Genomic DNA, 16,126 nt, shown 5'->3' on the forward strand with positions numbered 1-16,126 from the left:
ATCCTGGCAGCAATCGCCCGCTGTCCGCAGCTTGCCGCCCGTCGTTCCTCGGTTCGCGACTCGGCCGCAACCCAGCCCCGCCCCGCCTGCCTTGGAACCGGCCGCACCCCAGGCCCGGCCCGCCCTGGAACCGGCCGCAACCCAGGCCTAACCGCAACAGCCCGGCCACAGCCCAGGCCCGGCCACACCCCACCCGCCGTAGCGTGCCGGGCCGCGAACAACCCCGGCGGGGAGGACCCCGGAGGGTGGCACGCGTCCGCCCCGCCAGAGGCTCTGCCGGTCTGCGGGTCTGCGGGTCTGCCGGCCTGCCGGTCCTGTCCTGGCGGCCGGCGACCGCGAGGTCACCACTAAACCGCTTAAGCACACACAAGCTAAAGCGCATTAGCTCCTGGGCGCAAGAGCCACCCCGGGCCCGCGGCATGCTTCACGGCCTGGCGAAGGACGCCTTTTCGGGGAGCTATTGACTTTCCCGTCGCGGCAATGCAGCTTATTTCCCGGCGCCGACGCCTGACATCGATGTCAGCGCCGTCTCGCCGGGGGCCCCGTGTCCGCTCGCACCGCCGGGCGCCGGCCGCTCCGCGGCGTCTTCCCGTCCCGCTCGAAGGAGAGCTGTTCGTCGTGCGCAAGTCCCGCGAAGCCGTGCGCAGTTCCCGCGCAGCCGCCCTCGCCCTCGTGGGTGCCCTCGCCCTCTCCGCGTGCACCGTGGGGACGCAGAACGTGGACACCACAAGCGCCGAGGGCGAGGTGCGCGGGACGATCACCTTCCAGACCTGGAGCCTGCGGGCCGCCTACCGGGGCTACTTCGAGAAACTGATCGACACGTTCGAGAAGAAGTACCCGGGCACGCACGTGAAGTGGGTCGACCAGCCGGCGGAGGGCTACGCGGACAAGATCAGTGCGGACGCCGCGGGCGGCACCCTGCCCGACGTCGTGAACGTCTCACCCGATCTCGCCGCCCCGCTGGCGAAGGCCCACCTGGCGCTCGATCTCGACAGCGCGGCCCCGCAGTACCGGGACGAGTACCTGCCGGCCGCGTGGAACAGCACGAAGATACCGGGCATGAAGGGCACCTACGCCTTCCCCTGGTACCTCAACACCGGGCCGCTCTTCTACAACAAACGTCTCTTCGAGAAGGCCGGACTCGACCCTGATGACCCGCCGCGGACCTACGACGAACTCTTCGACGCCGCGCTGACGATGGCCGAACGCAGCGGGGGCAAGATCGCGACGCTGGCCAACGTGCCCACCATCGAGGACTTCGGGCGCTACGGCGTGCGGGTGATGAACTCCTCGGGCACCGCCTTCACCTTCGACGAGCCCAAGGGCGTCGAACTGCTGAAGCGCTACCGGAAGCTCTACCGGGCCGGGGCCCTGGACTCGCAGGCGTTCACCTCCACGCCCGAGCAGGCCGGGCGGAAGTTCATGCAGCAGTCCGTGGCCATGAACCCCGGCAGCGCCCTGGACCTCGACAAGTTCAAGAAGGACGCACCGAGTCTCTACGAGCACATCGGTATCACCGACGCGCCGAACAACACCGGGCATCCCAACATGTACGTGCAGGGTCTGATGGTCAACGCGGCGGGTGACAACAAGGCCACGTCCGTCGCCTTCGCGCACTTCGTGACCAACGCCCGGAACCAGATGGCGTTCGCCCACGAGACCACCGTCTTCCCCAGCACCAAGGGGGCGCTGGACGAGAAGTTCTTCACCGAGCAGGACGGCACCGACAAGACACGCGTGCGCGTCGCCTCCGCCAAGTCGCTGGAGAAGGCCGTCAACTACACCCCGGTGCTGCTGAGCGACGACATGAAGACGGTGCTGCAGAACGCCGTCACCCGGGCGCTGCGCGGTGACGAGCCGCCCGAGGAAGCACTGCACCGCGCCGCCGAGGAATGCAACCGCCTGCTGAAACTCGGCTGAGGCGCGTGATCCGGCCGCGCGGCGGCGGGGCGTGAGTCCGCACCGCACCGGGCCGAGCCGGGGCGCGACGAGACGAGACGAGCCGATCGAAGGACCAGGAACCGGAATGACGTCAGCCACCACCGCACCACCCGGCACAGCGCCCAAGACGGCGCCCCGGCGCGTGCGCAGACACCTGCCCACCAGCCCGTGGCTGTTCCTCGCGCCCGGTCTGCTGGCCGTCACCGCCTTCAGCCTCGCTCCCTTCCTGCTCACCGTGGGAAATTCCTTCACGGACAACCGGACGCTGGTGCCAGGATCCTTCGTCGGGCTCGCCAACTTCCGGCAGCTGCTGCACGACGAGATGTTCTGGACGGGGCTGCGCAACAGCTGCCTGTACGTGCTGGTGACCGTTCCGCTGCTGGTGCTGCTGCCACTGCTGCTCGCGATGCTCGTGAGGCGTCACATTCCCGGAATCGCCTTCTTCCGGGCGGCTTTCTACACACCCGTCGTCGCCTCCGTGGTGGTCGTGGGGCTGATCTGGTCCTGGATGCTGGACGACCGCGGGCTGGTCAACGGCATTCTCGAAGCACTGGGTGCGAGCCCGGTGGGCTTCCTCAGCGACTCGACGCTGATCCTGCTGAGCGCGATGCTGCTGACGGTCTGGAAGGGCCTCGGCTACTACATGATCATTTACCTGGCGGTGCTGAACAACGTACCCAGGGAACTCCACGAGGCCGCCGCCGTCGACGGCGCGGGGCCCGTCCGCCGCTTCCTCAGCGTCACCGTCCCCGCTCTGCGCAGCACCATGGTGCTGGTCGGCGCGCTCTCCTCGGTCAGTGCCTTCAAGGTCTTCTCCGAGGTCTACCTCCTCGCGGGGGAGAACGGCGGCCCCGCGGGCGAGGACACCACCCTGGTGCAGCTCGTGCAGCAGGTCGGTACCGGACTCAACGGACGCGTGGGGTACGCCTCGGCGCTCTCCGTCGTCGTCTTCGTCATCACGCTCGGCCTGATGCTGCTGGTGCTGCGGGCCAACCGGAAGGAGGACGCGTAATGGGAGCCGTCACCGCGCATCCGGTGCCGCCCACCGGAACGGACGCCGAGACGGACGCCGAGAAGGCGGGGCCCGGAGCCGCGCGCCGCAGGGGCAGTGCGGGCACCCGCCGCGTCCGGAGACCGGTCGAGGAGGAGGGCAGGCGGCCTCCCGGGTGGCAGACCGCGCTGCGCTACCTGCTGCTGGTGGTGGTGTTCGCCGTCATGGTCGGCCCCTTCCTGTGGCAGCTGTCCACCTCGCTCAAGGGGCCCGGCGAGGACATCTACAGCTACCCGCCGAAGCTGCTGCCCTCCGACGCCACTCTCGGCAACTACGCGGGCGTCGCCGAGATCATCCCGGTGTGGGACTACGCGCTCAACTCGCTCATCGTGGCCGTCGCCAGCGTCCTGACCAACCTCGTCGGCGCGTCCCTGGCGGGCTACGCGCTCGCCCGGCTCCGCTTCCGCGGACGCGGTGTCGCCGTGGTCGTCTTCGTGATGGCGATGCTCGTCCCGCTCGAGAGCATCATCATCGCCCAGTTCACCATGGCACGGGCGCTCCACCTGAACAACACCCTGCTGGGGGTGCTGCTGCCCGGCGCCGTCGGCGCCATGAACGTGCTGCTGATGCGCAACGCGTTCTCGCACCTGCCGTACGAGGTGGAGGAGGCCGCCCTCGTGGACGGCGCCAACGTGTGGCAGCGGTTCGTGCGGATCGCGCTGCCCTCCGTCAAGGGCACGCTGGCCGTCGTGGCGATCTTCGCCTTCATGGCCGCCTGGGACGACTTCCTGTGGCCCTTGATCGTGCTCAGCGACCCCGCCAACTTCACCCTCACCGTCGGCCTCAACTACCTGCACGGCACCTTCGCCGACGACCAGCGGCTCGTGGCGGCCGGCACCATCATCGCCGTACTGCCGCTGATCGTGATGTTCGCCTGCCTCCAGCGCTACTTCTTCCGCGGCGTCGGCGAGGGCGCCGTGAAGGGCTGAGAGCCCCCGCACCGCGAAACGCCGCCGTCTACCCCCAGGAACAGCACTCCACGATGACCACCACCCCCGCCCCCACGCCCTCGGCCACTCCGCGCTTCGGAGTCAACTACACCCCGTCCCGCGACTGGTTCCACCACTGGCTCGACTTCGACCTGGACGTGGTGCGCACCGACCTCGACGCCATCGCCTCCCTCGGCCTCGACCACATCCGCGTCTTCCCTCTGTGGCCGCTCTTCCAGCCCAACCGCGCCGTCGTGCGGCCCCGCGCCGTCGAGCAGCTGGTGCGGCTCGTCGACGCCGCCGGTGAGCGCGGCCTCGACGTCAACGTGGACGGGCTGCAAGGCCACCTGTCCAGCTTCGACTTCCTGCCCGCGTGGACCGGTACCTGGCACCGCCGCAACCTCTTCACCGACCCGGACGTCGTCGAGGGCGAGGCCACCTATCTGCGCACCCTCGCCGCCGCCCTCGCCGACCGGCCCAACTTCCTCGGCATGACGGTGGGCAACGAGATCAACCAGTTCTCCGGCGACCCGCACCCCGACCCCGACCACATCACCCAGGACCAGGCCGAACAGTGGCTGCGACGGATGTTGCGGGCCTGCCGCCAGGGCGCCCCCGACAAGTGGCACCTGCACGCCGAGTACGACGCGGCCTGGTACCTGGACGGGCACCCCTTCACCCCCGCGCACGCCGCCCGCCTCGGCGCCGCGACCGCCGTCCACTCGTGGGTCTTCAACGGCACCGCGCAGCGGCACGGCCACGCGGGTACCGCCACCGAACACCACGCCGCCTACCTGATCGAGCTGTCCAAGGCGTGGGCCGAAGAACCGCACAGGGCCGTGTGGCTTCAGGAAGTGGGAGCGCCCGCGCCGCACATCCCCGCCGAGCACGCCGCCGCCTTCACCCGGGCCACCGTGGATGCGGCACTCGACTGCCAGGACGTGTGGGGCGTCACCTGGTGGTGTTCCCACGACGTCCCCCGCGGCCTGGCCGACTTCCCCGAACTCGAATACTCCCTCGGCCTGTTCACCGAGGACCAGCAGCCCAAGCCGGCGGCGCGCGCACTGGCCGAGGCCGTACGGGAGTACCGGACGGCCCCGCGCCCGCCCGCACCGCGCACCACAGCTCTCGTGCTCGACGCGCACCCGGAGGGGCCGGAGGGGAAGCATCCCGAGGGGCCGGCAGGGATCGTCGACACGGACGGCGCCCGGCCCGGCAGGTCCGTGTGCGCACCCGGCGGCTCGTTCTTCGAGGCGTTCGCCCGGCTGACCGCGGCGGGTGTGCGTCCCGCCGTCGTCCTGGCGGAACGGTCCCGCGACACCGCACACCTGACCGCTCGCGGCATCACCGACCTGGTCACCGTCGAGCAGGCCGCCGCACGGACCATCGAGGAGCAGACATGAGACGCCGCACGGTCCTCGGCTCGGCCACGACGGCCGCAGCCGCCCTCCTCGGTCCGCTCACCGTCCCCGCCTCCGGGCAGGCCGCTTCGGGGCGTGCCGCCGCCCGCGCCGGCACCGCGGGCAGCGGAGCCGGACAGCCCCACGCCTCCTACTGGTTCCCCGACACGCTCCCCTCGGGCTCACCCGGCGAGGGCGTCGTGTGGCGGAGCCTGAAGGACTGGCGCCCCGAGGCGGACAAGGATCTCCCCTTCAACAAGGCTTCCGTCCCGCTGGCCCGGCGCTTCGCACCCGTCGCCGCCAACACCACGGCCAGGGCGGAGCAGGCCCGCATCGGCGCGCTGGTCGCCTTCGACCACACGGCGGGCAACCCGGCGCAGGGCGGGGACAGCGCCGACTACTACGCCCTCACCCAGTGGGCGTACCTGGAGGAGCTGGTCTTCTGGGGAGGCTCGGCGGGGGAGGGGCTGATCGTCGCGCCGAACGCCCCGGTCGTGGACGCCGCCCACCGCAACGGTGTGCCCGTCCTCGGCACCGTCTTCCTGCCGCCCGTCGGACACGGCGGAACGCTGCGCTGGACCCGCGACCTCGTGCAGCGGGACGCCTCGGGTGGCTACCCGCTGGCGGAACGGCTGGCCCAGGTGGCCGTCGCCCACGGTTTCGACGGCTGGTTCGTCAACGCCGAGACCGAGGGCGGCGACGCGGAACTCGCCGGACACATGCACGGCTTCCTGCGCCGGATGCGAGCCCTCTGCGACGCCCACGGCCTGCGCCTGACCTGGTACGACGCGCTCACCCGCGAGGGCGAGGTGGGCTGGCAGGGCGCGCTGAACGAGGCCAACCGCGACTTCTTCCACGACGCGCGGGGCAAGGTCAGCGACGCGATGTTCCTCGACTTCCGCTGGACCCCGGACAGTCTCGCCTCCTCCGGCCGGTTCGCCGAAGACCTCGGCCGCGACCGCTACGCGCTCCAGGCGGGCGTCAACGTCGAACAGGACGGCTGGGACGCCGACGTCGACTGGGACGCCATCGTCCCCACCGACAGGCCCCACACCGTCAGCTACGGCTTCTACCGGCCCGAGTGGACCCTCACCCATCTGTCGGAGAAGGAGCGCACCCCCGAGCGCTTCCACGCCGCCGACGACCGCTTCTGGACCGGCACGTCGCTCGACCCCACCCGGCCCGGCCGCCCGGGCGGCGGCTGGCGGGCACCGGCGGCCGTGGTCGCCGACCGCTCCACCCTCGACGCCGTCCCCTTCGCCACCACCTTCAACACCGGCCACGGACTGCGCTGGTACGAGGAGGGCCGGGTGACCTCCGAAGCGCAGTGGAACCATCTCGGCCTACAGGACCGGCTGCCGGCCCGGCGCTGGGCGCTGACCACAGAAGGCACCCGGCCGCGGGTCTCCTTCGACTTCGCCGACGCCTGGCACGGCGGCAGCAGCCTGCTGGTCGCGGGCCGGCTCGACGCACCCGTGACGATCGAGCTGTACTCCACCCGGCTGCCCGCCGGCCCGCACACCACCGTCTCGCTCACCTACCGCGCCGCCGACGGCTCCGCGGGCGTCGGCGTGGAACTGGCTGTCGCCCTCGCGGAACCCGAGCGCCCCGGCGCTCCGGTGCCCTTCACATACCTGCCCGCGGGCACCGCGAGGCCCGACGGCGCGGGCTGGGTCACCGCGACCGTACGCCTCGGCCCCCACCTGCCCGCACCCGGCGGACACACCGTCAGGACGCTGGGCGTACGGATCACCCCCGAGCGCGGGACAACCGGCGGACCGGCCCCCGAGACCAACTGGCGGCTGGGCGCTCTCGCCGTGCGCGACGGGCACCAGGCGCCTCCCGCGCCGCCCCGCGCGCTGCACGTCACCGACGCCACCCCGGACGGTGACGGCACCACCGCGCTGCGCCTGGCCTGGCAGCCCGCCTCGGGAGAGGTGCGCCACTACGCGCTGCACCGCCTGCTGCCCGACGGCACCCGGCGCTTCGCCGGCGCCACCTGCCAGCACGCCTTCTTCGTATCCGGACTCCGCCCCGAACAGGGCGAGAAGGCCGCCCGCTTCACCCTGCACACCGTAGGGGAGCTGTACACCCACTCGTCTTCCTCCGCCTCCACCAGCCACCCTTGGTAAGCCCGACCGGAAACCCCTACGGAGAGCAGCACTCATGCACGACGACCGCGCACTGACCGAAGGCCGCCTCAAGCGGGTACTCGACGAACGCGTCCGCCCCGCCGTCCACTCCTCCTCCGTCCCGCTCCAGGTGACGGTCTGGCACGCGCCGGGCGAGCCGGTCCCCGTCGCAGAGGGGCTGGCGGCGCCGCACTCCCCGGTCGCCGTGGGGGACAAGTGGGGCGCGCCCTGGGGCACCAGCTGGTTCCGGGTGACCGGCAGTGTGCCGGCCGACTGGGCGGGCCGCACCGTCGAGGCCGTCCTCGACCTCGGCTTCGACGAGAACATGCCGGGCTTCCAGTGCGAGGGCCTGGTCTACCGCCCCGACGGCTCGCCGGTGAAGGGCCTCAACCCGCGCAACCAGTGGGTGCGCGTCGCCGACAGCGCGGCGGGCGGCGAATCGGTCGACCTGCACATCGAGGCCGCCTCCAACCCGGTGATCCTCGACTACCACCCCTTCCTCCCCACCGACCTGGGCGACAAGGACACCGCCGGCAGCGAGCCCCAGTACCGGCTGGCCCGCATGGACCTGGCCGTCTTCGAGGAAGACGTCTGGAACCTGGTGATGGACCTGGAGGTGCTGGACGAGCTGATGCGGGAGCTGCCCGCCGACGGCGCCAGGCGCTGGGAGATCCTGCGCGCGCTCGACCGCGCCCTGGACGCCCTCGACCTGCAGGACATCGCGGGCACCGCCGCCGCGGCACGCGCCTGCCTCACCGACGTCCTCAGCGCCCCCGCCCGCGCCTCGGCGCACCGCATCACCGCCGTCGGCCACGCACACATCGACTCCGCCTGGCTGTGGCCGCTGCGCGAGACGGTGCGCAAGGTGGCCCGTACCACCTCCAACATGACGGCGCTGCTGGAGGACGAGCCGGACTTCGTCTACGCCATGTCGCAGGCTCAGCAGTACGCCTGGATCAAGGAGCACAGGCCCGAGGTCTACGCGAAGGTCAAGGAGGCGGTTGCCGAGGGCCGGTTCGTTCCGGCTGGCGGCATGTGGGTCGAGTCCGACACCAACATGCCGGGCTCCGAGGCGATGGCCCGCCAGTTCGTGCACGGGAAGCGGTTCTTCCTGGACGAGTTCGGCATCGAGAACGACGAGGCGTGGCTGCCCGACACCTTCGGGTTCGCCGCAGGACTTCCGCAGATCATCAAGGCGGCGGGCGCCAAGTGGCTGCTCACCCAGAAGATCTCCTGGAGCCAGATCAACTCCTTCCCGCACCACACGTTCAACTGGGAGGGCATCGACGGCACCCGGATCTTCACCCACTTCCCGCCCGTGGACACCTACAACTGCTCCATGAAGGGCTCGGAGATCGCCCACGCGGCCCGCAACTTCAAGGACAAGGGCCGCGCCACCCGCTCGCTGGCGCCCACGGGCTGGGGCGACGGCGGTGGCGGCACCACCCGCGAGATGGTCGCCAAGGCCGCGCGGATGCGGAACCTGGAGGGCTCGGCCACCGTCGAGTGGGAGAGCCCCGCCGCCTTCTTCGCCAAGGCCGAGGCCGAGTACCCCGACCCGCCGGTGTGGGCGGGTGAGCTGTACCTGGAGCTGCACCGCGCCACCCTCACCAGCCAGGCCAAGACCAAGCAGGGCAACCGCCGCAGCGAACACCTGCTGCGCGAGGCCGAGCTGTGGGCGGCCACCGCTGCCGTGCGGGCAGGACACCCCTACCCGTACGACCAGCTCGACCGGATCTGGAAGACGGTGCTGCTGCACCAGTTCCACGACATCCTGCCCGGCTCCTCCATCGCCTGGGTGCACCGCGAGGCGGAGGAGACGTACGCGCGGGTCGCCGCGGAACTGACCGACCTCATCGACGCCGCACAGCGGGCCCTCACCGCGGGCGGGCCAGGCGAGGGCACCCGTGTCGCCTTCAACGCCTCCCCGCACGCCCGCGGCGGTGTGCCCGCAGGCGGCGCGGCACCGCTCGCCGTCCCCGAGGGCGCCGTGGCCGCCACCGCCCGCGAGGGCGGCGGCTTCACCCTCGACAACGGGCTGCTCCGGGTGGAGATCGACGAGCGCGGACTCGTCGTCTCCGCGTACGACCTGGCCGCCCGCAGGGAAACCGTCGCCCCCGGGCAGGCCGCGAACCTCCTCCAGCTCCACCCCGACTTCCCGAACATGTGGGACGCCTGGGACGTGGACGCGTTCTACCGCAACACCGTCACCGACCTCACCGACGCCGACGAGGTCGCGCTGGCCGAGGAGCCGGCGCGGGCCGGACGGCCCGCCGCGGCCTCGGTGCGGGTCACCCGCTCCTTCGGTGCCTCGTCCGCGACGCAGGTACTCACCCTGGCCGCCGGTGCCAAGCGGCTCGACATCGACACCGAGGTCGACTGGCACGAGACGGAGAAGTTCCTCAAGGCGGCCTTCCCCCTCGACCTGCACACCGACCGGTACGCCTCCGAGACCCAGTTCGGCCACTTCCACCGGCCCACCCACACCAACACCAGCTGGGACGCCGCCAAGTTCGAGGCCTGCAACCACCGCTTCCTCCACCTGGAGGAGCCGGGATGGGGCGCCGCGCTGGTGACCGACTCCACCTACGGGCACGACGTCACCCGCGGCGCGCGTGCTGCGGGGGAGGCCACCTCGGGGGCGGGCGGCACCACGACGACCGTGCGCCTCTCGCTGCTGCGCGCGCCCCGGTTCCCCGACCCGCACACCGACCAGGGGGTGCACCGCTTCCGCTACGCGCTGCTCCCCGGCGCCGGAATCGGGGACGCGGTACGTGAGGGCTGGCACATCAACATGCCCGTGCGGGAGACCGAGGGCACGGCAGGGGTGGCACCACTGGTGGCCGTCGACAACGAGGCGGTGGTCCTCAGCGCGGTCAAGCTCGCCGACGACGCGAGCGGCGACGTGGTGGTGCGCTTCCACGAGTCGCACGGCGGACGCGCACCGGTCCGCCTGACGCCCGGGTTCGCCTACGCGAGCGTGGCGGCCTGCGATCTGCTGGAGCGACCGCTGTCCGCCGGGAGCGAAGCGGTGACCACCACCGAGGACGGCTCGGTGGAAGCGGCGCTCGGGCCCTTCGAGCTGGTGACCCTGCGGTTCTCCCAGGCGTAGCGGCAGCGCCCCGCCCGGCACAGGAAATCCCCGGTCGCAGAATTGCGACCGGGGATTTCCCGAGCTACATTGGATGTTTCTGTGTCTCCACAGAAAAAGGCCCCGAACGGGGCCCATCAATAGAGCCAGCATAACGGGCAGGGAGCCGATTTGTCAAACCGGGAAAGCGTCGAATTGCGGAGCGAGCAGGAATACGTCGACCACCTTTACGCGCGTGTCGACGCACTGCGCCGGTGGGCCGAGTCGGCGGTCGTCCAGGCGCAGGTGCCGGACGGCAACACCAAACAGGGGCGCGTCGAACGGGACGTGCGCCTGGCGGAACGCACCAGGTCGCTGGCCGCGCTGAACTCCGTCGACGGCTCGCTGTGCTTCGGCCGTATCGATCTCGCGGACGACGCCGCGCATCACATCGGCCGCATCGGCCTCCGCGAGGACGAGGAGGAGGACCCCGAGCGCACCCCGATTCTCCTCGACTGGCGCGCACCCGCGGCCCGGCCCTTCTACCTGGCCACCGGGCACACCCCGATGGGCCTGCGCCGCAGGCGCCACATCACCACGCAGGGCCGCACCGTCACGGAGCTGCACGACGAGATCCTCGACCTGGGCGACACCGCACGCACCGGGCACGAGGACCCCAGCGGCGACACCGTCCTCCTCGCCTCCCTGAACGCCGCCCGGACCGGGCGCATGTCCGACATCGTGCGCACCATCCAGGCCGAGCAGGACCGCATCATCCGCGCGTCGCACCGCGGCGTCCTCGTGGTGGAGGGAGGTCCCGGCACCGGCAAGACCGCCGTGGCGCTGCACCGTGCCGCGTTCCTGCTCTACGAGCACCGCGAGCTCCTCGCCAGGCGGGCCGTGCTGGTCGTCGGCCCGAACCCGGCCTTCCTCGCCTACATCGGTGAGGTGCTGCCCTCGCTCGGCGAGACGGGCGTGCTGCTGGCGACGCTCGGTGAGCTGTTCCCCGGCATCGAGGCACGCGGCGCGGACAGCGCGCACGCCGCCGAGGTCAAGGGCCGCGCCGAGACGGCGGAGATCCTGCGGCTGGCCGTCCGCGACCGGCAGCAGGTGCCCGAGCCGGGCGAGCCGCTGCTCATCCCGAACGACGACGGCGATCTGGTCCTCGACTGGCAGATCGCCGACGAGGCCCGCGAGACCGCACGCGCCACCGGGCTCCCGCACAACCTGGCCCGGCCGCACTTCGCCTTCCGCGTCGTCGACGCGCTCACGGCGCAGCTTGTCGAACGCATCGGGGCCGACCCCTACGGCGGCCCCAACCTCCTGGGCCCGGACGACATCGCCCAGCTCGGCAAGACCGTCGCCGCCAACCCCGACGTGCACGCGGCGATCGCCCAGTTGTGGCCCGACCTCAGCCCCGAGGAGTTCGTCGCCGACTACCTGTCAGAACCCACCCGCCTGTCCGACGAGGACGCCGCGGCCGTCCGCAGGCCCCACGCCTCGCCCGCCGACTGGACCCCGGCGGACGTGCCGCTGCTGGACGAGGCCGCCGAACTCCTCGGCGAGGACGACAGCGCCAGGCAGGCCGCCGCGGAGGCCGAACGCCAGGAGCGCATCGCGTACGCGCAGGGCGTCCTGGAGGTCGCCCGGGGCTCCGAGTCGTTCGAGTTCGAGGACACCGAGTCGGAGGTCCTCGCCGCGCACGACATCATCGACGCCGAGCGCATGGCCGAGCGCCACGAGGAGGCCGACCACCGCACGGCGGCCGAACGCGCCGCCGCCGACCGGACCTGGGCCTTCGGACACGTCATCGTCGACGAGGCGCAGGAGCTCTCCCCGATGGCGTGGCGGCTGCTGATGCGGCGCTGCCCCTCGCGTTCCATGACCCTCGTCGGCGACCCCGCGCAGACCTCCGAGGAGTCCGGGGTCGGCTCCTGGGAGGACATCCTCGCCCCCTACGTCCAGGACCGCTGGGAACACACCCGGCTCGACGTCAACTACCGCACGCCGAGCGAGGTGATGGAACTCGCCGCCGCCGTCGTGGCCGCCGAGCGGCCCGGTTTCGCGCCGCCCTCCTCGGTCCGCTCCGAGGGCGCCCGGCCGTGGATCAGGCAGGTGTCCGGCGACCTGGCGGTGGCCGCTGCCGAGGCAGCGGCCACCGAGGCCCCGCAGGAGGGCCGCCTGGCGCTCATCGCGCCCCGGCGACTGCACGATGATCTGGCCGCCCTCCTCCCGGGGGTCGTGGCGGGCGCCGAGCCTGACCTGACCCAGCACCTCGTCCTGCTCGCGCCGCGCCAAGCAAAGGGTCTGGAATTCGACCGGGTCCTGGTCGTCGAGCCCGCCGAGTTCGTCACGAGTGATCTCTATGTCGCTCTCACCCGCGCCACCCGGACGCTCGGCATCCTGCACCGGTCCCCGTTGCCGGCGGGATTGGCCGACGCAGTCGCGGCGGGCAGCGCGGAACGCCCCGACTGACGTGCTCCGGCCGGCGGAGCGGGGGCTCCGCCGGCCCCGCCCAAATCCCCGGCGGGCAGGTCTCATTACGGCTGCCGACCGCGTTCGGTTCAATCCGAGGCGAGATCAAAACGAATATCCGTCTGCCTCTTGACGCTGGTCCATACCTTCGGACACGGTGCTTTTCCGTGACGTGAGAGCGCTCATCACCCCCCACCGAAGAGGAGCGCATGTCATGACGACGGCCACACGTGTGCCCACCGACGGGGCACCGGCTCCGGGGCGCCCGGGAGCGGCGGCGCGGTCCGCGAACCGGCGGTCCGCGAGCGCGCGACGTCACGCCGACCTGCCAGGCCGCGACGCGGACGGCACCCGCCGGCACGGCCCGGCCCGGCAGGCAACCCGCACCTACACCACCATGTCCGACGGGTTACCGCCCGTCGGCCGGGTGCCCGTCGCGAACACCGGAGGTTCGATCCCGTGTCCCCCTTCAGCCGACGCGTACTGCTGCGCAGCGCCGCAGCGACCGCACTCGCCGTACCCGCAGGAGCGCTCATAGCCCAGCAGGCGAGCGCCGGCAGCCCTTCGCAGCCGAAGGCGGCCGGCCTGCCGCTGAAAATCGTCAACAACAGCGGTGCCTACGACAACGCGTCGATCCACCTCTACATCGTGGGCAACGACGGCACCAACCAGTGCTACGTCACCCCCGAGGGCGAGCTGCGGCAGGTGCAGCTCTCCGACAACGGCCCTGACGGCTACACCGACTACGCCATCTCGCTGTCCGGCACCGAGACGACCGTGCAGCTGCCCGAGATGTCCGGCCGGATCTACGTCTCCTGCGGCGAGAAGCTGAAGTTCAAGGCCGTCGGCACCGAGCAGGGCGCAGCCCTGGCCTACCCCGCCGCCTGGGTCGAATCCGATCCGAACTACCCGATCGTGCACGACTGCGCCGAGTTCACCTTCAAGGGCGGCGCCATGTACTGCAACACCACCATGGTGGACATGTTCAGCGTGCCGCTGGCCATCGGGCTCAAGGGCGCCTCGGAACAGACGACCGGCACGCTCAAGCCCGGCGCGCGGGCCGGCATCTTCGACCAGGTCAAGAGCGTCGAGGCGTTCTCCCGGCTCGTCATCGACGACAAGCGTGTCATCGCGCCCGGGCACGGCATCGGCGCCGGCCTGTTCGCCGACGACTACTTCGCGTCCTACATCGACGAGGTCTGGTCCGCCTACCAGGGCAAGGACCTGAAGGTGACCACCAACGCGGGCGACTTCACCGGCCGCGTTGCGGGCGAGACGCTGTCCTTCACGGGGCCGGCCTCCGTCTCGTTCTCCAAGCCGACCACCAAGGACGTCCTGTTCTGCGACGGCGCCCTGGCCGCGCCCAACGACGGCACCACAGGGCCGGTCGCCGCCATCCTGGGCGCCGCCTTCAACCGCACCACTCTGCTGTCGACGGCCGACCAGCCCACGACCGACCCGGCCGCCTTCTACCAGGGGGACCTCACCCACCACTACGCCAAGGCCATGCACGCCGCCACCGAGGACGGCAAGGCCTACGGTTTCGCCTTCGACGACGTGGGCGGCTTCGCCTCCTACATCGAGGACGGCGGGGTGAAGGAGATGACGCTCACCCTGACGCCCTTCGGGTGACCCGTCCCGCTGCCGGCCGGTCGGCCGGCCGTCCTCCGGGCACGGGCGCGCACCGCACCTGCGCGTGCCCGTGCCCGGAGCGGTCGTTCAGAGTACGCCGCGGGCCATGGACAACAGGCGGTCCAGGACGGCGGGATCGGCGCGGACGCCGTCGTGGGCGTGCGTGTTGGTGATCCACGGCCGCAGCCCGCGCACCAGCGAGGCCGTCTCCAGGGCCTGCTCCCGGTCGACGAACATGTCGTCGTAGTAGACGGCCGCGGCGACCGGCACCTCGTTGGCCGCCAGCCGGTCCAGGTCGTACAGAGCGGGCCAGTCGGTGCGCCGGGCCAGTACCTCGGCGGTCTCGCGCAGCGGCACCAGCGCGGGGTCCTCCTCGAACTGCCAGGGATAGATCATCTCGCCGGTGAAGCGGAGCGGCCCGGCGCCGCCGTCCGCGATCCCGGTGGCGTCGAAGGCGGGGAACTCCTCGCGGATCCGGTGCGCCGACCATGCTGTCGACCGGCCGCCCTGGGCGTAGATCGGCTCGTGCAGCAGCGCGTAGAGGGGCCGTTCGGCGAAGGAGAGCACCGCGTCCGCGCCGCGCAGAAAGACATCCGACAGCTCCGGCCCCCGCGGTCCTTGGACGAACGCGGTCTCCAGCAGGTAGTGCAGGCTGTCGAACTTCGCGGCGGTACCGAAGGTGAGGCCCAGCGTCTGGAAGCGGCGCACGCTCAGCCGTTCACCAGAGGGCATGCGGACATCGCAGCCCTCCAGATGCGCGGCGACGGCGTCGGCGAGCGCCTGGTCGCCGGGGTAGCGGGTGAAGTACCGCTCGTTGTGGGCGAGGGTGCGAGCGTAGGCGGCGCGGTAGACGTCGTCGGCGTGCCCGGTGAGGGTGGGCAGGCCCCCGGTGACCAGGACCTGGGCCAGGCCTTCGGGGGCCAGGCTCAGATAGGTGAGGGCGCAGAAGCCGCCGAAGCTCTGGCCGAGCACGGTCCACGGCGGGGCGCCGTGCGGGCTCCCGCCCGCGAGGTGCGCGCGGAGCAGTTCGGCGTCGCGGACGATGGAGTCCGCGCGGAAGTGCGCCAGGTAGCCGGCGGTCGCCTCGGCGTTGGGGAACCCGGCGAGAGTGCGTCGGTCCGCGGGGGTGCTGCGGCCCGTGCCCCGCTGGTCCATGAGCACGACCCGGTAGTCCTCAAGCGCGCGCCGCAGCCACGCTCCGGCGGCGTGGGGGCGCTCGGCGCGTCCGCCCGGCCCGCCCTGCAGCCACAGCAGCCGCGGCAGGTCCTCGTGTGCGCGGCCGGCGGCGGTGACCTCGCGGGCGAAGAGCGTGAGCGTCGGGCCGTCGGGATCGGAGTGGTCCAGAGGGGCGTCGAGGGTGTGGTCGGTGCAGACGAGACCGTCGTGGCGGTAGGTGACCGGCGCGTGGGGACGGTGGCTGGCAGGGGAGTTCATCCGSCGACTCCTGGGGGTGGGGGCTCCGGCGGCGTGGGGGCGCTCGGCGCGTCCGCCCGGCC

Annotated in this window: 9 protein-coding genes; 8 read left to right on the forward strand and 1 reads right to left on the reverse strand. The window is 71.8% G+C overall.

The window, feature by feature from the left end; genetic code table 11:
- Positions 1-672 precede the first annotated feature (672 nt).
- The 8 genes from AB8Z75_RS19275 (at position 673) to AB8Z75_RS19310 (ending at position 14,630) form a co-directional block, all read left to right on the forward strand.
- Complete coding sequence (locus AB8Z75_RS19275) at positions 673-1,920, forward strand: ABC transporter substrate-binding protein (RefSeq protein ID WP_369203636.1); 1,248 nt, start codon at positions 673-675, stop codon at positions 1,918-1,920.
- A gap of 106 nt (positions 1,921-2,026) precedes the next feature.
- On the forward strand, positions 2,027-2,953 hold the full coding sequence (locus tag AB8Z75_RS19280) for a carbohydrate ABC transporter permease (protein WP_369203622.1): 927 nt from the start codon (positions 2,027-2,029) through the stop codon (positions 2,951-2,953).
- Positions 2,953-3,921 (forward strand): carbohydrate ABC transporter permease, encoded by a 969-nt coding sequence (locus AB8Z75_RS19285; RefSeq protein WP_369203624.1) that lies wholly within the window; start codon positions 2,953-2,955, stop codon positions 3,919-3,921. The genes AB8Z75_RS19280 and AB8Z75_RS19285 overlap by 1 nt, the downstream gene beginning before the upstream one ends.
- A 53-nt stretch (positions 3,922-3,974) precedes the next feature.
- Entirely contained in the window at positions 3,975-5,324 is a 1,350-nt protein-coding gene (locus AB8Z75_RS19290) for a glycosyl hydrolase (protein WP_369203626.1), read from the forward strand.
- Positions 5,321-7,453 (forward strand): endo-beta-N-acetylglucosaminidase, encoded by a 2,133-nt coding sequence (locus AB8Z75_RS19295; RefSeq protein ID WP_369203628.1) that lies wholly within the window; start codon positions 5,321-5,323, stop codon positions 7,451-7,453. The genes AB8Z75_RS19290 and AB8Z75_RS19295 overlap by 4 nt, the downstream gene beginning before the upstream one ends.
- Positions 7,454-7,487: 34 nt before the next feature.
- Positions 7,488-10,565 (forward strand): alpha-mannosidase, encoded by a 3,078-nt coding sequence (locus AB8Z75_RS19300; protein ID WP_369203630.1) that lies wholly within the window; start codon positions 7,488-7,490, stop codon positions 10,563-10,565.
- A 174-nt stretch (positions 10,566-10,739) separates the two neighbouring features.
- Complete coding sequence (locus AB8Z75_RS19305) at positions 10,740-12,998, forward strand: helicase (protein ID WP_369203638.1); 2,259 nt, start codon at positions 10,740-10,742, stop codon at positions 12,996-12,998.
- A gap of 459 nt (positions 12,999-13,457) precedes the next feature.
- Positions 13,458-14,630, forward strand: coding sequence for a beta-1,3-glucanase family protein (locus tag AB8Z75_RS19310; RefSeq protein WP_369203632.1), 1,173 nt, complete (start codon positions 13,458-13,460; stop codon positions 14,628-14,630).
- Between the two features lie 87 nt (positions 14,631-14,717).
- On the opposite strand, the gene AB8Z75_RS19315 is transcribed toward AB8Z75_RS19310, so the two are convergent.
- Positions 14,718-16,064 carry an alpha/beta fold hydrolase gene (locus AB8Z75_RS19315; protein ID WP_369203634.1) on the reverse strand — a complete coding sequence of 449 codons (1,347 nt, stop codon included), beginning with the start codon at positions 16,062-16,064 and terminating at the stop codon, positions 14,718-14,720.
- Between the last annotated feature and the right edge of the window lie 62 nt (positions 16,065-16,126).

Origin of the sequence: Streptomyces sp. PU-14G (assembly GCF_041028275.1) — a bacterium.
Taxonomy (GTDB): Bacteria; Actinomycetota; Actinomycetes; order Streptomycetales; family Streptomycetaceae; genus Streptomyces.